30 protein-coding genes, 1 tRNA gene and 1 pseudogene are annotated in these 17,823 nt (G+C 58.8%); 31 read left to right on the top strand and 1 reads right to left on the bottom strand.

The features are described from left to right. Positions 1-99: 99 nt before the first annotated feature. A pseudogene (gene budA / locus Q1X90_RS02040) lies at positions 100-797 on the bottom strand (acetolactate decarboxylase). 377 nt (positions 798-1,174) lie between these two features. Between budA and rpsJ the strand changes: the two are divergent. From rpsJ to Q1X90_RS01885, 31 genes are all read left to right on the top strand, one after another. Further along, complete coding sequence (gene rpsJ, locus Q1X90_RS02035; protein WP_003827292.1) at positions 1,175-1,483, top strand: 30S ribosomal protein S10; 309 nt, start codon at positions 1,175-1,177, stop codon at positions 1,481-1,483. A 16-nt stretch (positions 1,484-1,499) separates the two neighbouring features. Continuing rightward, positions 1,500-2,150 carry a 50S ribosomal protein L3 gene (gene rplC / locus Q1X90_RS02030; RefSeq protein WP_300765990.1) on the top strand — a complete coding sequence of 217 codons (651 nt, stop codon included), beginning with the start codon at positions 1,500-1,502 and terminating at the stop codon, positions 2,148-2,150. A gap of 5 nt (positions 2,151-2,155) precedes the next feature. Further along, on the top strand, positions 2,156-2,821 hold the full coding sequence (rplD, locus tag Q1X90_RS02025) for a 50S ribosomal protein L4 (protein WP_300765989.1): 666 nt from the start codon (positions 2,156-2,158) through the stop codon (positions 2,819-2,821). 2 nt (positions 2,822-2,823) lie between these two features. Continuing rightward, the gene (rplW, locus tag Q1X90_RS02020; protein WP_300765988.1) at positions 2,824-3,120 is read left to right on the top strand and encodes a 50S ribosomal protein L23; all 297 of its coding nucleotides are present in this window, start codon (positions 2,824-2,826) and stop codon (positions 3,118-3,120) included. Positions 3,121-3,155: 35 nt separating this feature from the next. Continuing rightward, positions 3,156-3,986 carry a 50S ribosomal protein L2 gene (rplB, locus tag Q1X90_RS02015; RefSeq protein ID WP_300765987.1) on the top strand — a complete coding sequence of 277 codons (831 nt, stop codon included), beginning with the start codon at positions 3,156-3,158 and terminating at the stop codon, positions 3,984-3,986. A gap of 15 nt (positions 3,987-4,001) precedes the next feature. Then, on the top strand, positions 4,002-4,280 hold the full coding sequence (rpsS, locus tag Q1X90_RS02010; RefSeq protein WP_022860879.1) for a 30S ribosomal protein S19: 279 nt from the start codon (positions 4,002-4,004) through the stop codon (positions 4,278-4,280). Between the two features lie 13 nt (positions 4,281-4,293). Beyond that, entirely contained in the window at positions 4,294-4,653 is a 360-nt protein-coding gene (rplV, locus tag Q1X90_RS02005) for a 50S ribosomal protein L22 (protein WP_300765986.1), read from the top strand. A 2-nt stretch (positions 4,654-4,655) separates the two neighbouring features. Next, positions 4,656-5,459, top strand: a complete 804-nt coding sequence (gene rpsC, locus Q1X90_RS02000; RefSeq protein WP_300765985.1) for a 30S ribosomal protein S3 — start codon at positions 4,656-4,658, stop codon at positions 5,457-5,459. Positions 5,460-5,462: 3 nt separating this feature from the next. Beyond that, positions 5,463-5,882, top strand: coding sequence for a 50S ribosomal protein L16 (gene rplP / locus Q1X90_RS01995; RefSeq protein WP_300765984.1), 420 nt, complete (start codon positions 5,463-5,465; stop codon positions 5,880-5,882). Continuing rightward, a complete protein-coding gene (gene rpmC, locus Q1X90_RS01990; RefSeq protein WP_300765983.1) occupies positions 5,882-6,139 on the top strand; it encodes a 50S ribosomal protein L29 in 258 nt (85 codons plus the stop codon). Before rplP ends, rpmC begins: the two co-directional genes overlap by 1 nt. A gap of 2 nt (positions 6,140-6,141) precedes the next feature. Beyond that, positions 6,142-6,408: a 30S ribosomal protein S17 gene (gene rpsQ, locus Q1X90_RS01985; protein ID WP_300765982.1), complete on the top strand. Its 267-nt coding sequence runs from the start codon at positions 6,142-6,144 to the stop codon at positions 6,406-6,408. Between the two features lie 71 nt (positions 6,409-6,479). Next, positions 6,480-6,848 carry a 50S ribosomal protein L14 gene (gene rplN / locus Q1X90_RS01980; RefSeq protein ID WP_300765981.1) on the top strand — a complete coding sequence of 123 codons (369 nt, stop codon included), beginning with the start codon at positions 6,480-6,482 and terminating at the stop codon, positions 6,846-6,848. Between the two features lies 1 nt (position 6,849). Then, on the top strand, positions 6,850-7,185 hold the full coding sequence (gene rplX, locus Q1X90_RS01975) for a 50S ribosomal protein L24 (RefSeq protein ID WP_300765980.1): 336 nt from the start codon (positions 6,850-6,852) through the stop codon (positions 7,183-7,185). Next, on the top strand, positions 7,182-7,754 hold the full coding sequence (rplE, locus tag Q1X90_RS01970) for a 50S ribosomal protein L5 (RefSeq protein WP_300765979.1): 573 nt from the start codon (positions 7,182-7,184) through the stop codon (positions 7,752-7,754). The genes rplX and rplE overlap by 4 nt, the downstream gene beginning before the upstream one ends. 1 nt (position 7,755) lies before the next feature. Beyond that, complete coding sequence (locus Q1X90_RS01965; RefSeq protein ID WP_022860888.1) at positions 7,756-7,941, top strand: type Z 30S ribosomal protein S14; 186 nt, start codon at positions 7,756-7,758, stop codon at positions 7,939-7,941. A gap of 85 nt (positions 7,942-8,026) precedes the next feature. Next, positions 8,027-8,425, top strand: coding sequence for a 30S ribosomal protein S8 (gene rpsH, locus Q1X90_RS01960; RefSeq protein WP_300765978.1), 399 nt, complete (start codon positions 8,027-8,029; stop codon positions 8,423-8,425). Positions 8,426-8,441: 16 nt separating this feature from the next. Beyond that, the gene (rplF, locus tag Q1X90_RS01955) at positions 8,442-8,981 is read left to right on the top strand and encodes a 50S ribosomal protein L6 (protein ID WP_300765977.1); all 540 of its coding nucleotides are present in this window, start codon (positions 8,442-8,444) and stop codon (positions 8,979-8,981) included. Between the two features lies 1 nt (position 8,982). After that, positions 8,983-9,354 (top strand): 50S ribosomal protein L18, encoded by a 372-nt coding sequence (gene rplR, locus Q1X90_RS01950; protein WP_300765976.1) that lies wholly within the window; start codon positions 8,983-8,985, stop codon positions 9,352-9,354. Continuing rightward, positions 9,351-10,079 (top strand): 30S ribosomal protein S5, encoded by a 729-nt coding sequence (gene rpsE / locus Q1X90_RS01945; RefSeq protein ID WP_300765975.1) that lies wholly within the window; start codon positions 9,351-9,353, stop codon positions 10,077-10,079. The genes rplR and rpsE overlap by 4 nt, the downstream gene beginning before the upstream one ends. Continuing rightward, on the top strand, positions 10,079-10,261 hold the full coding sequence (gene rpmD / locus Q1X90_RS01940; RefSeq protein ID WP_300766046.1) for a 50S ribosomal protein L30: 183 nt from the start codon (positions 10,079-10,081) through the stop codon (positions 10,259-10,261). Before rpsE ends, rpmD begins: the two co-directional genes overlap by 1 nt. A 2-nt stretch (positions 10,262-10,263) precedes the next feature. Then, positions 10,264-10,722, top strand: coding sequence for a 50S ribosomal protein L15 (gene rplO / locus Q1X90_RS01935; RefSeq protein WP_300765974.1), 459 nt, complete (start codon positions 10,264-10,266; stop codon positions 10,720-10,722). A 208-nt stretch (positions 10,723-10,930) separates the two neighbouring features. Beyond that, positions 10,931-12,268, top strand: a complete 1,338-nt coding sequence (gene secY / locus Q1X90_RS01930) for a preprotein translocase subunit SecY (protein ID WP_300765973.1) — start codon at positions 10,931-10,933, stop codon at positions 12,266-12,268. A gap of 22 nt (positions 12,269-12,290) precedes the next feature. Then, positions 12,291-12,854 carry an adenylate kinase gene (locus Q1X90_RS01925; protein WP_300765972.1) on the top strand — a complete coding sequence of 188 codons (564 nt, stop codon included), beginning with the start codon at positions 12,291-12,293 and terminating at the stop codon, positions 12,852-12,854. 132 nt (positions 12,855-12,986) lie between these two features. Then, positions 12,987-13,205, top strand: coding sequence for a translation initiation factor IF-1 (infA, locus tag Q1X90_RS01920; protein WP_003808114.1), 219 nt, complete (start codon positions 12,987-12,989; stop codon positions 13,203-13,205). A gap of 15 nt (positions 13,206-13,220) precedes the next feature. Further along, positions 13,221-13,334: a 50S ribosomal protein L36 gene (gene rpmJ / locus Q1X90_RS01915; RefSeq protein ID WP_003814578.1), complete on the top strand. Its 114-nt coding sequence runs from the start codon at positions 13,221-13,223 to the stop codon at positions 13,332-13,334. A 133-nt stretch (positions 13,335-13,467) separates the two neighbouring features. Then, positions 13,468-13,845 (top strand): 30S ribosomal protein S13, encoded by a 378-nt coding sequence (gene rpsM, locus Q1X90_RS01910; RefSeq protein ID WP_300765971.1) that lies wholly within the window; start codon positions 13,468-13,470, stop codon positions 13,843-13,845. Positions 13,846-13,930: 85 nt separating this feature from the next. Continuing rightward, positions 13,931-14,329, top strand: coding sequence for a 30S ribosomal protein S11 (gene rpsK, locus Q1X90_RS01905; protein ID WP_022860898.1), 399 nt, complete (start codon positions 13,931-13,933; stop codon positions 14,327-14,329). A gap of 79 nt (positions 14,330-14,408) precedes the next feature. Continuing rightward, positions 14,409-15,404, top strand: coding sequence for a DNA-directed RNA polymerase subunit alpha (locus Q1X90_RS01900; protein WP_300765970.1), 996 nt, complete (start codon positions 14,409-14,411; stop codon positions 15,402-15,404). Between the two features lie 85 nt (positions 15,405-15,489). Next, entirely contained in the window at positions 15,490-16,134 is a 645-nt protein-coding gene (gene rplQ, locus Q1X90_RS01895; RefSeq protein WP_300765969.1) for a 50S ribosomal protein L17, read from the top strand. Between the two features lie 219 nt (positions 16,135-16,353). Then, on the top strand, positions 16,354-17,280 hold the full coding sequence (gene truA / locus Q1X90_RS01890; protein ID WP_300766044.1) for a tRNA pseudouridine(38-40) synthase TruA: 927 nt from the start codon (positions 16,354-16,356) through the stop codon (positions 17,278-17,280). Positions 17,281-17,351: 71 nt separating this feature from the next. Continuing rightward, positions 17,352-17,437: transfer RNA gene (locus Q1X90_RS01885), tRNA-Ser, on the top strand. The last annotated feature ends 386 nt before the right edge of the window (positions 17,438-17,823 follow it).

The raw sequence follows: 17,823 nt of genomic DNA, 5'->3' as shown, positions 1-17,823 counted from the left end.
CCGCAGAGGCGGGCCCCCACACTCGTAGGGGCCCGGGCGATCCGGTTGCGGACGCCTTTCCGGTCCACGTCCCGTTCCGGATCGTATTCGGTCATGCGCTTACCGTTCTGCTTTCTCAAGGGCCTCCTGAACCCTGTCGGCGCTGAAGTCGTGCTCGCGGTATTGAGGATTGTCCACTGGAAGATGCTGCACAAGGGTGTCGAACACTTGGCTGAGGACATCCCCCTCCTCCAGCACGCCATCGAGGACGTGACCGCCGACCGTGTGGTCATCAGACAGGAAGTGCTCGTGGAATCCGGCCATCGCGGCGCCATTGAACACGGGAGGGGTGAAATAGCCCAACATGGTTCCCTCCACGTCGTTCGCCAGAAACATCGCCTGACGGTCCGCGACCTGTTCCAATGTGGGATAGGGGGCGTGCTGTTTGATGACGGCCCTGGTTTTCATGAAACTGAAGCGGCCGTGGACGATCACGGAGAAGAAGGTGTTGGCGCGTCCGTTGGCCTCCACGATCCTGGAGTTCAGATCCTCCAGACCGATGTCTTTTCGAGTGCATTGATATTGGAACGCGGCTTTGTGGACTGTTACGAAAGGCATGCTGAAGGATGGCGGAACCTCGATCGCGCGCCTGTCTGCGCCGACCTTCCAGGCGTGGGAATTCATGATGATGATCTCGCCGTCCAACCCTCGCCGGTGCCGATGCCGGTGTCGCCGTGGGAGAGGATGTCCCCGATCGTCGTCGTTCCCTCGAGCAGGCCTGGAACCAATTGGGCGAGTGTGCCATGCTGGTAGAGCATGTTGGCGCCGCCCTCGCTGATGGGTCGAATGCTCTGGGCTTCGTTGATTGTCACTCCTCCACGATATTCCGTCCCTCATCACCGTGCGTGCCAATGAAATGTGACCCTTGTCACGGGTCGGCGAACGACTCGCCGCCGGACGACACGCCGTTGCAATAGGCGGCCTGCGGTGCTTTAATGGAGAAGTTGCCTGTTTTGGGCTCGCATATTTGTTAGAAAAAAAGCGAGCGATGGCGCTTCAACCGGTCTTCGGGCCTGTAGGGGTTGGCCTCGCACTGATGATCGGTGTCTTTCGTAGAACGACGCCTTTTGCCGGTGTCCTATTGCAACAGGGTTAAGTAAATCAGCAAGACAAACGCAAGAAAGGGCGGACGGCAATGGCGGGACAAAAAATCCGCATCAGGCTTAAGTCCTATGACCATGAGGTCATCGACCAGTCGGCGAAGAAAATCGTCGAAACGGTGACGAATGCGGGTGCCACCGTGGTGGGTCCGGTTCCTCTGCCGACGGAGAAGAACGTGTTCTGTGTGATCCGCTCTCCCCATAAGTACAAGGACTCGCGCGAGCATTTCGAAATGCGCACCCACAAGCGCCTGATCGATATCGTGGATCCGACCCCCAAGGCCGTTGATTCCCTTATGCATATCGATCTGCCCGCAGACGTCAACATCGAGATCAAGCTGTAGGGGAGGAGGGATCGCAATGTCGCAGAAAAGCAACCGTAGCGCCCTGCTCGGCAGGAAGCTTGGTATGTCGCAGGTGTGGGACGAGAAGGGTTACTTCGTTCCCGTCACGCTTCTCGACGTCTCCACCAACGTGGTCACGATGGTCAAGGATGGCGAGAAGGACGGCTATAAGGCAGTTCAGCTCGGCTATGGCCAGATTGACCCCACCAAGGTGACCCGGCCGTTGGCCGGGCATTTCGCGAAGGCCGGAGTCACGCCGAGGCGCCACCTCGTTGAGGTCCGCACCGAGGACGCCGACTCCTACGAGCCCGGCCAGGAACTCACCGCCGAGCAATTCGCGGAGGGTGTCCAGGTGGATGTCACAGGGACTAGCAAGGGCAAGGGTTTCGCTGGCACGATCAAGCGCTGGGGTTTCAAGTCCTATCGCCGCACACATGGATCGCACAAGAACGAGCGTCGTCCCGGATCCGTCGGAGCATGCGCCACGCCAAGCCGAATTCTTAAGGGCAAGCATATGGCGGGCCGTATGGGCCATGACACCACGAGCGCTTTGAATCTCACCGTCGTCTCCTCGGACGTCGAGAACGGAATCATCGCGGTCAAGGGCGCTGTCCCCGGGCCCAAAGGTGGAATCGTTCTCATTCGTTCGGCAGTGAAGGGAGCCTGAACATCATGGCCAACATTACTCTGAACGTGAGCGGAGCCGAGGGCAAGTCCCTGGGCACGGTTGAGGCTCCTGAAGCCATCTTCGGTGTTTCGGCCGAGGATATTCAGGCACATGTTCCGCTGATTCATCAGGTGGTCATCGCTCAGCTCGCGGCCGCGCGCCAGGGCACCCATTCGGTGAAGACGCGTTCGACGGTGTCCGGTGGTGGACGCAAGCCTTGGAAGCAGAAGGGCACGGGTCGTGCCCGTCAAGGTTCGATTCGCGCTCCCCAGTGGGCGCACGGAGCCATCGCACATGGACCGGTTCCCCGTTCCTATGAGCAGCGCACGCCCAAGAAGATGAAGGCTGCCGCGTTGCGGTACCTCCTCTCGGACAGGGCCAATGCGGGCAGGGTCTCCGTCGTGGACTTCGGCATCGGAGAGACGCCGTCCACCAAGGTGGCGGTCTCCGTTCTCAATCCGCTGACCTCGAACAGCTTCACCACAGTCGTGTTGTCTCGCGACAACATCAATGAGTGGCTCTCCGTGCGCAATATCCCCACGGTCCATGTCCTGTTCGCCGACCAGCTCAACACCTACGATGTGGTCACCGCTCAGTATGTTGTCTTCTCGCGTGAGGGTTTTGACGCCTTCGTCGCGGCGAAGGCCGAGCCGACCGTGAAGGAGGCCTGATTATGGTCGCAATCCATAACCCAGCTCACGATGTCATCCTCAAGCCTGTTGTCTCGGAAAAGAGCTATGCGGCCTCGGATCGTGGACAGTACACCTTTGTGGTGGCGCCTGAAGCGAACAAGGTCCAGATCAAGCAGGCAGTCGAAGAGATCTTCAATGTCAAGGTGACAAACGTCAACACCCTCAACCGCGCCGGCAAGCGTCAGCGCACCAAGACGGGATTCGGCCGCCGCGTGAATCAGAAGCGCGCGATCGTGACCGTCGCCGAGGGACAGACGATTGACATCTTCGGTAACTGAAGGTTAGCCGAGAAAGTCGAAGGAAGAACTACATTATGGCTATCCGCGTTTACAAGCCGACGACGGCAGGTCGTCGCAACGCATCGGTCTCGGACTTCTCCGAGATCACGCGTTCCACTCCCGAGAAGTCGCTGGTTCGCAAGCTCAGCAAGACGGGTGGGCGCAACTCCTACGGCCGCATGACATCCCGTCACCGCGGTGGTGGACACAAGCGCCAGTACCGTCTTATCGATTTCAAGCGGTGGGATAAGGACGGCGTTCCCGCGAAGGTCGCCCACATCGAGTACGACCCCAATCGGTCGGCCCGCATCGCTCTTCTCCACTACGCCGACGGCGAGAAGCGGTACATCATCGCTCCGGAGGGAATCAAGCAGGGCGACGTTATTGAGACGGGTGCCCAGGCCGACATCAAGCCGGGCAACAACCTGCCTTTGCGTAATATCCCCACCGGCACCGTGATTCACGCCATCGAGCTTCGTCCTCTGGGCGGCGCCAAGATAGCGCGTTCCGCAGGCGCTGCGGTGCAGCTTGTCGCCAAGGATGGAATCTACGCCCAGTTGCGCATGCCGTCCGGCGAAATTCGCAATGTCGATGCGCGTTGCCGCGCCACGATTGGTGAGGTTGGAAATTCCGACCATGCCAACGTGGAGCTGGGCAAAGCCGGACGAGCACGGTGGATCGGCAAGCGTCCGATCACGCGTGGTGAGTCCATGAACCCCGTCGACCATCCTCATGGTGGACGCACCCGCGGTGGCAAGCCGCCAGTGTCTCCGTGGGGCAAGGGCGAGGTCCGCACTCGTCGTCCGAAGAAGGCCTCGAACAAGATGATCGTTCGTCGTCGTCCCAATGGTAAGAACCGCAAGTAAGGGAGCGTCCATAAGATGACTCGTAGCATCAAGAAGGGCCCCTTCGTCGACGCCCACCTGCAGAAGAAAGTCGACGAGCAGAATGAGAAGGGCACGAAGAACGTCATCAAGACGTGGTCGCGCCGGTCGATGATCACCCCCGATTTCATCGGACACACGTTCGCGGTGCATGATGGCCGCAAGCATGTTCCGGTTTTCGTCACGGAGGCGATGGTCGGTCATAAGCTTGGTGAGTTCGCCCCCACGAAGACCTTCAAAGGTCACGTGAAGGACGACAAGAAGGTACGCCGCTAAGGAGACATGACACATGGAAGCTAAAGCAATCGCTCGTCACGTCCGCGTGACGCCGCGCAAGGCTCGTCGCATGGTCGACCTCATCCGCGGCAAGAAGGCGACGGAGGCAATCACCGTCCTGAAGTTCGCTCCTCAGGCCGCGGCGCTGCCCGTTCGCAAGGTCCTCGAGAGCGCTGTCGCCAACGCGCGCGTGAAGGCCGACAAGGATGGTGAGCCGTTCCGCGAGAACGAGCTGTTCATTAAGGAAACGTATGTCGACGAGGGTGTGACCCTCAAGCGTTTCCGCGCCAGGGCGCAGGGGCGTGCGGCTCGCATCAACAAGCGGACCAGCCACATCACCGTCGTCGTCGCCAGCAAGGAAGGAGCCCGCTAAAGATGGGTCAGAAGATCAATCCCTTTGGCTACCGCCTGGGCATCACCGAAAGCCATCGTTCCAAGTGGTTCTCCGATTCCAACAAGGCCGGCGAGCGTTACCGTGATTTCGTGCTTGAGGATGACAAGATCCGTAAGGTTCTGAGCAAGGATCTTGAGCGGGCCGGAGTCTCACGCATCGTGATCGAGCGCACGCGCGACCGTGTGCGGATCGACATCCACACAGCCCGCCCGGGCATCGTGATCGGACGCCGTGGCGCGGAGGCCGAGCGTGTTCGCGCGAAGCTCGAGAAGTTGACGGGCAAGCAGGTTCAGCTCAACATCTTCGAGGTGAAGAACGCTGCGATTGATGCCCAGCTTGTCGCCCAGGGCATCGCGGAGCAGCTGACGAACCGCGTGACCTTCCGTCGTGCCATGCGCAAGGCCCAGCAGGATGCCATGCGCGCGGGTGCGAAGGGAATCAGGATCAAGCTCGCCGGCCGTCTTGGCGGCGCGGAGATGAGCCGTTCCGAGTTCTACCGTGAGGGGCGCGTTCCGCTGCAGACGCTGCGCGCGCTGATCGATTATGGGTTCTTTGAGGCCAAGACGACCTACGGGCGCATCGGCGTCAAGGTCTGGATCTACAAGGGCGATATGACCGAGCAGGAGTTCGAGGAGCAGCAGGCTCAGCAGGGCGCTGGACGATCCGGTCGCCGCGGTGACCGTCGCCCCCGTCGTGGTCAGCGTCCCGAGTCCCAGCAATCTCAGCCGAAGTCCGACGCCGCGGCCCAGTCAGACCGTGCCGCCGTCGCGGAAACGAAGGAGTGAGCAATGCTTATCCCTAAGAGGACGAAGTATCGTAAACAGCAGCGTCCCACCCGCCGTGGCATGTCCAAGGGCGGGAACGAGATCGCCTTCGGCGATTTCGGGATTCAGGCGCTGGCCCCCGCGTACATCACCAACCGCCAGATCGAGGCGGCACGTATCGCCATGACGCGTTACATCAAGCGTGGCGGTCGTGTGTGGATCACGATCTTCCCGGACAGGCCGTTGACCAAGCACGCTCTCGGAGCGCGAATGGGATCCGGCAAGGGCGCTCCCGAGTTCTGGATCGCCAACGTCCATCCTGGTCGTGTGATGTTCGAGATCGGTGGAGTGTCGGAGGATGTCGCCCATGAGGCGCTCCGTCGTGCCATCGACAAGCTCCCCATGAAGTGCAGGATCATTGCGCGAGAAGGCGGTGACATCTGATGTCGGTTGGAACAGCTGACTACAGCATCAAGAATCTCAACGGCAAGACGACCGCCGAGATCGAGGACTTTCTTAAGAAGTCCAAGGAGGAGATGTTCAACCTCCGTTTTCAGTCCGCTACAGGCCAACTGGAGAATTCGGCTCGTCTTAAGGCGGTTCGTCACGACATCGCCCGCATGTACACAGTCCTGCGTGAGCGTGAGCTTGGGATCAGCAAAGAGCCCGAAGCCACCGAAACAGCATCCAAGGAGAAGTGACCATGGTTGATCAGCAGGAGCGTAATTTCCGCAAGGTGCGTCGCGGTTACGTCGTGTCCGATGCGATGGATAAGACGGTGACCGTCGAGCTCGAGCAGCGTTCGACCCACCCTCTGTACGGCAAGGTTGTTCGCAGCACTCGTAAGGTCAAGGTTCATGATGAGAAGAACGCCGCGCATGTCGGCGATCTCGTGAGTATCATGGAAACTCGGCCTTTGAGCAAAACGAAGCGTTGGCGTCTCGATAACATCGTCGAGCGCGCCAAGTAATAAGGTTCGGCAAGGCTCCGCGTCCCACCCTTGTGGTGGACGTGGAGAACCGGCTCGGCTAAGGAGAATCAATGATTCAGCAGGAAACGCGGCTTCACGTCGCCGACAACACGGGTGCCAAGGAGATTCTTGCCATCCGCGTGCTCGGTGGGTCGAAGCGACGCTATGCCGGCATCGGCGACGTGATCGTCGCCTCCGTTAAGGACGCCATACCCGGCGGGTCGGTTAAGAAGGGCGATGTCGTCAAGGCGGTTGTCGTCCGCACAGTCAAGGAGCACCGTCGTGTCGACGGTTCCTACATTAAGTTCGATGAGAACGCTGCGGTTATTCTCGGTTCAGGTCACGAGCCCAAAGGCACTCGTATCTTCGGGCCTGTCGGTCGTGAACTTCGCGACAAGCGTTTCATGAAGATCGTGTCGCTCGCACCGGAGGTGATCTGACATGGTAGCCAAGATCAAAACAGGCGATCAAGTCAGGGTCATCCGTGGCAAGGATCGTGGCAAAGAGGGCACTGTCACCCGCGTTCTCGCAGGCGACAAGCTCATCGTCGAGGGTGTGCAGATCGTTAAGAGGCATGTGAAGGCGACCCAGCAGGGACAGCAGGCTGGCATCGTTCCCACCGAGGCCCCGATTCATCGTTCGAACGTCATGCTCATCGATCCTGAGACCAAGCAGCCCACCCGCGTGGGTGTGGTCGTGAAGCAGGAGGCCCGCGACGGCAGGGTGAAAACCGTGCGTGTGCGAGTCGCCAAGAAGTCCGGAAAGGAGCTGGCATGACCGATACAACAGTCGAGGCGCCGGCGATCCCCCGTCTCAAGCAGGATTACCGTGATCGGATCATCCCGGAGCTTGAGAAGGAATTCCATTATTCCAACCCCATGCAGGTTGCTCGTGTTCAGAAGGTCGTCGTGTCAATGGGTGTTGGTGCCGCCGCACGCGACTCCAAGCTCATCGAGGGCGCGATCAGGGATCTGACTCTTATAACCGGGCAGAAGCCCAAGGTGACCAAGGCGAAGAAGTCCGTCGCCCAGTTCCATCTTCGTGAGGGCCAGGCCATCGGTGCCTATGTGACCCTCCGCGGAGACAGGATGTGGGAGTTCCTTGACAGGCTTCTTACGTTGGCTCTTCCACGTATCCGCGACTTCCGCGGAATCAACGGGAACCAGTTCGACGGCCAAGGGAATTACAATTTCGGACTCACGGAGCAGTCGATGTTCCATGAGATCGATCCCGACTCCATCGATCACCAGCGCGGTATGGACATCACCGTGGTGACCAGCACCAAGGACGATAAGGAGGCGCAGGCTCTTCTGCGTCACCTTGGATTCCCTTTCAAGGAGAACTGATATGGCAAAAACCGCTCTGAAGAACAAAGCGGCCTCCAAGCCGAAGTTCCAGTCGCGTGCCTACACGCGCTGCCAGGTTTGCGGTCGTCCGCACTCCGTCTATCGCAAGTTCGGCCTGTGCCGAATCTGCCTTCGAGAGAAGGCGCACCGTGGCGAGTTGCCCGGAGTTACGAAGTCCAGTTGGTAAACATCGACGCTGAAGGTCCGTGCCTGGTAGATTCCTACAATGTGCCGGGCACCGGAAACCACGGCGAGAAAGGGCGTTAGCCCACATGACAATGACAGATCCAATCGCAGACATGCTTACTCGTCTGCGCAATGCCAGCGCGGCGAAGCACGAGACGGTAGAGATGCCGTACTCGAAGTTCAAGGCTCACATCGCGGAGATCCTTAAGCGCGAAGGCTACATCAAGGACTTTGACGCCAAAGAGGCCAGAGTGGGACAGACGCTTGAGCTGACGCTGAAGTATGGTCCCAACGGTGAGCGTTCGATTCAGGGAATCAAGCGCATCTCCAAGCCCGGACTTCGGCGCTACGCGAAGTCCGACGCCCTGCCCATGCCTCTTGGAGGACTGGGAGTGGCGATTATCTCGACAAGTTCGGGATTGCTGACTCAGAAGGAATGCCTCGACCGGGGCATCGGCGGCGAGATCGTCGCCTACGTGTGGTGAGAGGGGAGAGCTAAACATGGCATCGCATATTGGCAAACTCCCCGTCGCCGTTCCGGCGGGGGTGGAGGTCTCCATCGAGGGACAGCAGTTTTCGGCGAAGGGTCCGAAGGGATCCGACAGCTATGTGATTCCCGATGGAATCACAGGAACCGTCGAGGGCGCGGAAATCGTGCTTACGGCGGCCGATGATGAGCGTTCAACCCGTGCACGCCACGGACTGAGCCGCTCCATCATCGCTGGCATGGTTCAGGGAGTCCATCAGGGATACACGAAGTCGCTCGACATCGTCGGCACTGGTTACCGTGCCCAGCTCAAGGGCAAGGGCATCGAGTTCTCTCTGGGATATTCCCACACGATTACCGTGAACCCACCTGAAGGAATCGAGTTCGAGCTTCCCAACGCGAACCAGGTTCTTGTCAAGGGCACCGACAAGCAGGTCGTTGGTCAGGTCGCGGCTAACATTCGGCGTCTTCGTCCTCCGGAGCCTTACAAGGGCAAGGGCATCAAGTACACGGACGAGCGCATCCGCCGCAAGGCCGGAAAGGCTGGTAAGTGATATGAGCGTCAAGATTTTCGGTAAAGGTACGAAGGTCGCGCGTCTCCGTCGCCATGCTCGTCTTCGTAAGCGCATCGCAGGAACGGCCGAGAAGCCGCGTCTGGTGGTAACACGCTCCAATCGTCACATGGTCGCTCAGATTGTGGACGACACCAAGGGCGTGACTCTTGTGAGTGCTTCCACATTGACTTCGGATTTCCAGGGATTCCAGGGAACCAAGGTCGAGGCCGCCCGCAAGGTCGGCGAGCTTGTGGCTCAGAAGGCCACCGCGGCGGGAATCACCACGGTTGTCTTCGATCGTGGAGGCAATAACTATCATGGCCGCGTCGCAGCTGTGGCTGAGGGCGCCCGCGAGGGAGGTCTGGCACTGTGAGCGAAAACGTCAACCAGAAGGAAACCCCAGTGGCAGAGGACACCAAGAACGTCGTAGCCGGCGAGGGACATGGCGATGACCGTCGTGGACGTCGCGGCGGACAGCGTGGAGACCAGCGTCGTGGCGGCCAGCGTGGACGTCGCGAGGAGAACCGCGGAGACGAGCTTCTTGATAGGGTTGTCACCATCAACCGCGTCTCCAAGACACACAAGGGCGGTCGAACCTTCAGCTTCGCGGCTCTTGTCGTCGTAGGTGACGGGAATGGCACCGTGGGCGTCGGATACGGGAAGTCCCGTGAGGTCCCCGCTGCGATCGCCAAGGGGCAGCTGGATGCCAAGAAGCATATGTTCACTGTTCCCCGTGTCAAGGGAACGGTCACCCATCCGGTCATTGGACATGATTCGGCGGGAACCGTTCTCCTTCGTCCAGCAGCGCCGGGTACGGGCGTTATCGCCGGTGGAGCCGTGCGCGCCGTCATGGAGTGCGCAGGTATCACCGACATTCTGACAAAGTCGATGGGATCGGCGACTCCGGTCAATGTCGTCCGCGCGACTGTGGATGCTCTTCGCAAGCTCGAGGAGCCGGAGGAGATCGCGGCGCGTCGTGGAATGGCATTGGACGAGGTCGCTCCGGACGCGATGCTCCGTGCTCGCGCCGAAGGCATCGCCGAGGCCCGCAAGGCTCGTGAGGAAGCCAAGGCTGCCGAGAAGAAGGACGGTGAGTGATGACCAACCTCAAGATCACACTTGTGCGTGGCATCGTTAACTCGACTCCACGCCAAAGGGCAACGGTTCAGACTCTGGGCCTGCACAAGATTGGCCATAGCGTCGTCCGTGAGGACACCCCCGCCAACCGGGGGCTTGCCAACACGGTTCGTCATCTGGTCACCGTAGAGGAGGTCGACTGACAATGGCGAACGAGGAGCCAGCAATTCTCCAGATGCATGATCTGCATCCTGCCCCAGGAGCTAAGAAGGACCGCATTCGTGTGGGCCGTGGTGAGGGCTCGAAGGGCAAGACATCAGGGCGTGGAGCCAAGGGAACGAAGAAGCGCTATCAGGTTCGTCCTGGCTTCGAAGGTGGACAGCTTCCGCTGTACATGCGTCTTCCCAAGCTTCGTGGTTTCCGCAGCCCGTTCAAGAAGGAATTCCAGGTCGTCAACGTTTCTGCGTTGTCCGATCTGTTCCCGGACGGTGGCGTCATCACAGTTGAGGATCTTGTGGCCAAGGGCGCGGTTCGTCCTGGCCGTCCCGTCAAGGTCCTCGGTGACGGTGAGGCCACCGCGGCGTTCACCGTCAAGGGTGTTGCCGCTTCCGCATCGGCACTTCGCAAAATCGAAGCCGCCGGAGGATCCGTGACTCAGGATTGATCCTGACCGGAACCTTGGTCAATGAGTTGTGATGGATTCGGCCCCTTTCGAGTTTCGGGAGGGGCCGAATCCATGGCGATATTGCTGTCTGGCCGTGCGTGTGCTTCAAGGTAGAGGCGGTACGGTAGACTCATGCATCGTGGCCGCTGAAGCAGTAATAGTGGTCCATCCGCGTCGATAGAGACGCAGGACAAGGGAGGAACCCCAGGTGAGGACGCTAATCCAAGCCTTAAGAACGAAAGAGCTTCGCAACAAGATTCTTTTTGTTCTCGGCATCATCATCATCTATCGCATTGGATCGTTTATTCCGACGCCAGGCGTCGATTATTCCGTTGTGCAGTCGTGCATAAGCAGTTCAAGCACAACGTCCGAGAACTTCATCGGTTTGGTGAATCTGTTCTCGGGTGGGGCGATGCTCCAGCTTTCGATCTTCGCTTTGGGTGTTATGCCCTACATCACGGCGTCAATCGTTATTCAGCTGCTTCGCGTTGTCATTCCGCGATTTGAGGTTCTTCACAAGGAGGGGCAGTCAGGCGAGGCCAAGCTGACGCAGTACACGCGATATCTGACTATCGGCCTTGCCGTCCTCCAGTCGACGACGATTCTTGTGACGGCACGTTCGGGAGCGTTGTTCAACTACCAGTGCTCGCAGGTTGTGCCGGATGGCTCCGTATGGAACCTGGTGGTCATGGTCCTGGTCATGACTGGTGGAACGGGCCTCATCATGTGGATGGCCGAGCTTATCACCGACAAGGGCATCGGACAGGGAATGTCCGTGCTGATTTTCATGTCCATATGCTCCGGCTTCCTTCCCAAGCTGTGGCAGATTGGCTGGGGGACGACCGGCACCGACGGCGACTGGACGAAGTTCGCGATCGTCACGTCCGTTCTTCTGGTGATTCTGATTTTCGTCGATTATGTCGAACTGTGCCAGAGGCGCATTCCCGTTCAATACACGCGCCGGATGATTGGCCGGAAAATGTATGGCGGCTCGTCCACGTACCTCCCGCTGAAAATCAACATGAGTGGTGTCATCCCGCCAATTTTCGCGTCCTCCATTCTTGCCATACCCACGTTGATCGCACAATTCGGGAGCAGCTCAGATACTTGGGTGTCGTGGATCGACACGAATCTGGCCTCGACGACATCGGTGTGGTACATCTCCTTGTATGCGTTGATGATTGTCTTCTTCTGCTTCTTCTACACCTCGATCACGTTCAACCCCGATGAGACGGCGGACAATATGAAGGAGTACGGCGGATTCATTCCCGGCGTCCGGGCGGGGAACGCGACCAGCCGCTATCTGAACTATGTGATGAACAGGCTCAACACTGTTGGCGCGGTGTACCTTCTTTTCGTCGCTCTTATCCCGACGGTGCTGATCATGTGGCTTCAGCTGAGCAACTCGTTGCCGTTCGGTGGAACCACGATTCTGATAATCGCCGGTGTTGGCCTCGACACCCTCCGTCAGGCCAAAGCGCAGACCGAGCAGTTCCAATACAACGGCTTTCTGTTCGAGAACACCTCACACGTCGAAGGACAATGACACGAAAGGACGCGCGGATTCAATGCGACTTCTGATTATGGGACCCCAAGGTGTAGGGAAGGGTACGCAAGCGGCTTTGCTGAGTTCCCATTACGGGATTCCCGCGATTTCGACCGGTGACATTTTCCGTTTCAACCTGAAGAACCACACCCCGTTGGGAGTCAAGGCGCAGGCGTACATCGACAAGGGGGAGCTTGTACCGGATGAATTGACCAATTCGATTGTTAAGGATCGTCTCGCGCAGCCGGATGCCGCGCAGGGGTGGATCCTTGATGGGTATCCGCGTAACGCCAGTCAGGTAGTGGCTCTTGACGCCATTCTTGGAGAACTCGGCATCGATCTCGATAAGGCTGTGGCGCTGTCGGCGGATCGTGATGTTCTCCTTGACAGAATGGTGAAGCGCGCGGCGTCGGAGGGGCGTTCGGACGACACGCCCGAGGTCATCACCACTCGTCTTAAGACATATGAGAAGGAGACCGCTCCACTGCTTTCCGTTTATTCAGAACGCGGTAAGCTGGTCTCCGTTGATGGTACCGGCGATGTGAAAGACATCCAGGCGAGGATTATCGCCGAATTGGAGAAGTAGCGGACGTAGCGGAGTCTTGCTGCTCTCATGTGCGACACGCGGGTGGTGAAAACCATCCGCGTGCTTTATCATTGTAATTTGGTGTGTCTTTGGGCACGTCACGTAACTCAGCCAAGGAATGGAATGAGGCCCATGGCAAAAGACGGTGTGATCGAAGTCGAAGGTCAGGTAGTGGAAGCGCTGCCCAACGCGATGTTTCGCGTGGAACTGGAGAACAAGCACATCGTTCTCGCCACCATCTCCGGCAAGATGCGGAAGAACTACATCCGCATTCTGCCTCAGGATCGCGTGGTGCTCGAGATGAGCCCGTACGACCTCAACCGCGGTCGAATTACGTACCGGTATAAGTAAAGGCAAAGGAAAACCATGAAGGTCAGCCCAAGCGTGAAGAGGATCTGCGAGAATTGCCGCGTGATCCGCCGTCACGGCCGTGTCATGGTGATCTGCACCAACCCGCGCCACAAGCAGCGCCAAGGCTGAGCAGATCCCAGCGGCATCAACAAAAAACATAAGGCGCTAAGTCACAGCAGATCGCTGAACCCCGGGGACGCAGGCCCGGGCCGGGAATCCGGGAGACTTGGTGCACGACCTGCGAGGCAGAAAAGGAATGGCAATGGCACGTCTTGCCGGAGTCGACATCCCCAATGACAAGCGCATCGAGATAGCCCTCACCTACATTTTCGGTGTTGGACGTACTCGCGCGAAGGAGACGCTTGCCGCGACCGGTATTAATCCGGACACCCGCGTCAAAGATCTGACGGATGAGCAGCTGATCACGCTCCGTGATTACCTCGAGTCCAATTACAAAATCGAAGGTGATTTGCGTCGAGAGATCGATGCTGATATCCGCCGCAAGATTCAGATTAATTGCTATCAGGGTTTGCGTCATCGTCGCGGACTTCCTGTTCGCGGACAGAGGACGAAGACCAATGCGCGCACCCGCAAGGGACCGAAGCGCACAGTGGCTGGAAAGAAGAAAGTCACCAAGTAATCCGGTGGCTTTGTCCGGGCCACGAGTGTGATATCTCATCGTCTGGACGAAAATTAACAGGTCGATATTCAGGAAACGAGGGTCAATGGCAGCCACGAAGCAGGCCGCGCGCAAGCCGCGTCGCCGGGACCGCAAGTCGGTACCGGTTGGGCAGGCGCATATCAAGTCCACATTCAACAACACGATTATCTCCATCACGGATCCGTCGGGCGCGGTGGTGTCCTGGGCATCCGGTGGCGATGTCGGTTTCAAGGGATCCCGCAAGTCGACTCCCTACGCTGCAGGTATGGCGGCCGAGTCCGCAGCCCGCAAGGCGATGGAGCATGGCGTCAAGAAGGTCGACGTCTTTGTGAAGGGGCCAGGGTCGGGTCGTGAGACCGCGATACGTTCGCTTCAATCCGCAGGTCTTGAAGTCGGATCCATCACCGATGTCACTCCCCAGGCGCACAACGGGGTTCGTCCTCCCAAGCGCCGTCGCGTCTGAGCACTACGTCATCTCAATTCGTCCAATGTGCCTGCGAACGGTGAGTGCACCACCGCTTAGAGGCTGAAAGGATATCACAGTGCTTATTGCACAGCGTCCGACACTTACGGAGGAATCTCTCACCCCGCAACGCTCGCGTTTTATCTTCGAGCCGCTTGAGCCGGGGTTTGGATACACGCTCGGCAACTCCCTACGTCGCACTCTTTTGAGCTCTATTCCGGGTGCAGCCGTCACATCGGTGCGCATCTCGGGGGCTTTGCATGAATTCACCACGATTCCTGGAGTCGAGGAGGACGTCACCGAAATCCTTCTCAACATCAAGGGAATCGTGCTGACCAGCGAGTATGACGAGCCGGTTGTCATGTACCTGCGCAAATCAGGTAAAGGCGAAGTAACAGCGGCCGACATCACGCCTCCGGCGGGTGTCACGGTGGCCAATCCCGATCTGCACATCGCCTCTTTGGCCGATGATGGAGAGCTTGAGATTGAGTTCACGGTGGAGCGGGGGCGTGGCTATGTCCCGGCCCAGCTCAACAAACAGGACAATGATGAGATTGGCCGGATTCCGGTTGATTCCATTTACTCTCCTGTTCTTAAGGTCAGCTACAAGGTCGAGGCCACACGCGTCGAGCAGCGGACAGATTTCGACAAGCTGATTCTTGACGTGGAGACCAAACCCGCCATCACGCCTCGGGATGCAGTCGCATCGGCTGGCTCCACTCTTGTCGAGCTTTTCGGGCTTTGCAAAGAGCTGAACGCTCAGGCCGAGGGAGTCGAGGTGGGGCCCGCCCCTGTTGTGGAGCAGGCCGATCCCGAGATGACGGTTCCAATCGAGAACCTCAATCTCACGCAGCGTAGCTACAACTGTCTCAAGCGTGAGGGAATCCATACTGTCGGGGAGCTTGTCTCCCACACGGAGCAGGATCTTCTCGACATCCGCAACTTCGGAATGAAGTCCATCGATGAGGTTAAGGAGAAGCTCCAGACCATGGGGCTTTCGCTTAAGGCCTCGCCTCTGGGCTTCGACACCAACAATCTGGAAGGCGGCACTTTCTTCTCGCCCGAGGACGAGTAGTAGGCCGTCGACCTTCAAAATCAACCCCGGTGCTGGATGTTCGGGCTTTTGCCCACCTAGCACCGGGCAATAAGGAGCACATACCATGCCAACACCAAAGAAGGGCCCGCGTCTGGCCTCGAGTCCCGCGCACGAGCGGCTTATGCTCGCGAACATGGCCACAAGCCTGTTCCAGAACGGGCACATCACCACGACGCTTCCCAAGGCAAAGAGGCTTCGCCCACTTGCTGAGCGTTTGGTGACGTTTGCGAAGAGGGGCGACCTTCATTCGCGTCGTCGGGTGATGAGGGTCATCCGCAACAAGTCCGTCGTGCACACTCTGTTCACTGAGATAGCCGAGCAGATGGAGCAGCGCGAAGGTGGCTACACTCGAATCGTCAAAATCGCTCCACGTAAGGGTGATTCAGCTCCGAGGGCCATCATCGAGCTGGTTACAGAGCCGTTGAGTGATAAGAAGGCAGTTGTCGCCGAGGCGGAGTCCGCAACGAAGGTCGCCGCCAAGGATGACGCCGCAGAAGTCGCGGCCGCCGCGGATGCGTCCATCGCTGATGGCGCGGCCAAGGACGCCGTGGAGCAGGCTGTCGAAGCCAACGAGAACGGCTCCGACGTCAAGGCCGCAGATCAGGCCGCCATCGACCTTGACAAGGTTGCCGACGACGCTGATGCCGCTGAGGCATCGGCCGAAGAAAACGCGGATGCTGCGGAGGATGCGGCCAAGTCGTCCAAGTGATGATCAACAGTCAGCACGGGTTGGGCCCGTCGTTGCGTGACAAGCGCAATGACGGGCCTCGCTCTTTCTCATACGAGACTGCATACTGCGCAACAAACACGCCCCCAAATAACCCACCTCAAATAACAACGTCGCAAAAACAGCATTCGCTTGTGATGTACCGTGGCCGTGGCGGTGGCCACAACGCTCGATTTCGCAGGTCGGTTTGGGGCAATCCATATACTTGTGCGGGTGAGGGTCAAAATCGATCTTGGGTATGACGGCACCCGTTTCCATGGTTGGGCGCGTCAACCGGGGATGGCAACTGTTCAGGGCACCGTGGAGAAGGCGCTGTCCACCATTCTTCGCGCTCCCTTTCGTGATCCGGGATCTGACGGGACGTCGGGGAACGTTCATCCGTCGATAGGGAGGCTTGTTGTCGCGGGACGCACCGACGCCGGTGTCCATGCTGCGCACCAGGTGTGCCACCTTGATGTCGACGATTTCCTGTTGCAAAGGCTTGACGGTCATGGGGACGTGGAATGGGACGACGCCATGACGCGCAGGCTTAACCATCTGCTTCCAGGTGATATACGGATTCGTAGCGTGTCTGAGGCGCCGGCGGGATTCGATGCGCGCTTCTCCGCACTTGACAGGGTCTATGTGTACCGGCTGGTGGATGGAGACGGCGTCGTTGATCCGCGTCTACGCGGATTTGTCTCCTCATGTCGGCGCAGACTCGATCTTGATGCGATGAACGAGGCGGCGCGCTCGATGATCGGACTACATGACTTTGGCTCGTTCGCCATACCCAACCCGCATGGGACCACCATACGGAATGTTCTCGAGGCATCGTGGAGGCGAATCGGGCGGTCTCCGGACGGGTTCATGGGTGACTCGGTGACGGATCTCGTCGAATTCACCATACGCGCGGACGCATTCGCCCACAACATGGTCCGGTCCCTCGTCGGAGCGGAAATCACGGTGGGGTCGGGCGTGCGTGATCCGCAATGGCTTGCATCGAAAATCGCAGTTCCCCTGCGAGAGGGTTTCACGGGACCGGCTCCTGCTAGGGGATTGACGTTGGAGCACGTGGAATATCCTGACGATTCCGCTCTGGCAGTCCGTGCGGAGGCCATCAAAGCGCTCAGAACACTTGATGATTGATCCGACGCGCTCATGTTTGCGTGTCACGTGGATTCTCCGTATACTAAGCGAGTTGCCCAGTGGGTGGCAGTGGATGAGTGTCCGAGCGGTCTAAGGAGCACGCCTCGAAAGCGTGTGAGGACGAAATCCTCCGCGAGTTCGAATCTCGCCTCATCCGCAAGATATCCCGGGATCGTTGGTTCTCCAACGGTTTCGGGTTTTTGTTATTCAATCGCTTCAATCAACGGTTTCGATGACGTCTCCGCCATTAGGGAATCGGGAAATGACCACGGGCGGAACATCGACGGCTTCTGCTTCAGGAGTCCAAAGCGATGTGACAGGGTCGTCGCATGGCGCAAGACATTTCGTTGAAGGCGGCATAGTGTTCTGCAAGGCAAAGATGCTGTGGGTGTGTTTGGTGGGGGGTGTGGTGGGTGTGTCGCGACACGCCGTGCGGGGCGCGTGCTTCCGGGGTTCGGGCGGGGTCCGTGGGGGCGTGGGTTTGCGTGGGGCGCGTGGCGCGTGTAAGTTAATCCCTTGCTGCCCGATGGCGGCGGCCGGTCC

Source organism: uncultured Bifidobacterium sp. (assembly GCF_949292005.1).
Taxonomy (GTDB): domain Bacteria; phylum Actinomycetota; class Actinomycetes; order Actinomycetales; family Bifidobacteriaceae; genus Bifidobacterium.
Note: the sequence above shows the minus strand (reverse complement) of the source record. Positions and strands in the feature narration are given on the sequence as shown.

Coding starts and splice junctions, on each gene's coding strand:
- rplF (WP_300765977.1), top strand. CDS start 8,442: ATGGCATCGCATATTGGCAAACTCCCCGTCGCCGTTCCGGCGGGGGTG.
- rpsQ (WP_300765982.1), top strand. CDS start 6,142: ATGGTTGATCAGCAGGAGCGTAATTTCCGCAAGGTGCGTCGCGGTTAC.
- infA (WP_003808114.1), top strand. CDS start 12,987: ATGGCAAAAGACGGTGTGATCGAAGTCGAAGGTCAGGTAGTGGAAGCG.
- rplR (WP_300765976.1), top strand. CDS start 8,983: ATGAGCGTCAAGATTTTCGGTAAAGGTACGAAGGTCGCGCGTCTCCGT.
- rplE (WP_300765979.1), top strand. CDS start 7,182: ATGACCGATACAACAGTCGAGGCGCCGGCGATCCCCCGTCTCAAGCAG.
- Q1X90_RS01925 (WP_300765972.1), top strand. CDS start 12,291: ATGCGACTTCTGATTATGGGACCCCAAGGTGTAGGGAAGGGTACGCAA.
- rplP (WP_300765984.1), top strand. CDS start 5,463: ATGCTTATCCCTAAGAGGACGAAGTATCGTAAACAGCAGCGTCCCACC.
- rpsK (WP_022860898.1), top strand. CDS start 13,931: ATGGCAGCCACGAAGCAGGCCGCGCGCAAGCCGCGTCGCCGGGACCGC.
- rpmC (WP_300765983.1), top strand. CDS start 5,882: ATGTCGGTTGGAACAGCTGACTACAGCATCAAGAATCTCAACGGCAAG.
- rpmD (WP_300766046.1), top strand. CDS start 10,079: ATGACCAACCTCAAGATCACACTTGTGCGTGGCATCGTTAACTCGACT.
- rpsS (WP_022860879.1), top strand. CDS start 4,002: ATGACTCGTAGCATCAAGAAGGGCCCCTTCGTCGACGCCCACCTGCAG.
- rplW (WP_300765988.1), top strand. CDS start 2,824: ATGGTCGCAATCCATAACCCAGCTCACGATGTCATCCTCAAGCCTGTT.
- rpsM (WP_300765971.1), top strand. CDS start 13,468: ATGGCACGTCTTGCCGGAGTCGACATCCCCAATGACAAGCGCATCGAG.
- rplB (WP_300765987.1), top strand. CDS start 3,156: ATGGCTATCCGCGTTTACAAGCCGACGACGGCAGGTCGTCGCAACGCA.
- Q1X90_RS01965 (WP_022860888.1), top strand. CDS start 7,756: ATGGCAAAAACCGCTCTGAAGAACAAAGCGGCCTCCAAGCCGAAGTTC.
- rpsH (WP_300765978.1), top strand. CDS start 8,027: ATGACAATGACAGATCCAATCGCAGACATGCTTACTCGTCTGCGCAAT.
- rplC (WP_300765990.1), top strand. CDS start 1,500: ATGTCGCAGAAAAGCAACCGTAGCGCCCTGCTCGGCAGGAAGCTTGGT.
- rplN (WP_300765981.1), top strand. CDS start 6,480: ATGATTCAGCAGGAAACGCGGCTTCACGTCGCCGACAACACGGGTGCC.
- rpsC (WP_300765985.1), top strand. CDS start 4,656: ATGGGTCAGAAGATCAATCCCTTTGGCTACCGCCTGGGCATCACCGAA.
- rplX (WP_300765980.1), top strand. CDS start 6,850: ATGGTAGCCAAGATCAAAACAGGCGATCAAGTCAGGGTCATCCGTGGC.
- rpsJ (WP_003827292.1), top strand. CDS start 1,175: ATGGCGGGACAAAAAATCCGCATCAGGCTTAAGTCCTATGACCATGAG.
- rpmJ (WP_003814578.1), top strand. CDS start 13,221: ATGAAGGTCAGCCCAAGCGTGAAGAGGATCTGCGAGAATTGCCGCGTG.
- rplO (WP_300765974.1), top strand. CDS start 10,264: ATGGCGAACGAGGAGCCAGCAATTCTCCAGATGCATGATCTGCATCCT.
- rplQ (WP_300765969.1), top strand. CDS start 15,490: ATGCCAACACCAAAGAAGGGCCCGCGTCTGGCCTCGAGTCCCGCGCAC.
- rplV (WP_300765986.1), top strand. CDS start 4,294: ATGGAAGCTAAAGCAATCGCTCGTCACGTCCGCGTGACGCCGCGCAAG.
- rplD (WP_300765989.1), top strand. CDS start 2,156: ATGGCCAACATTACTCTGAACGTGAGCGGAGCCGAGGGCAAGTCCCTG.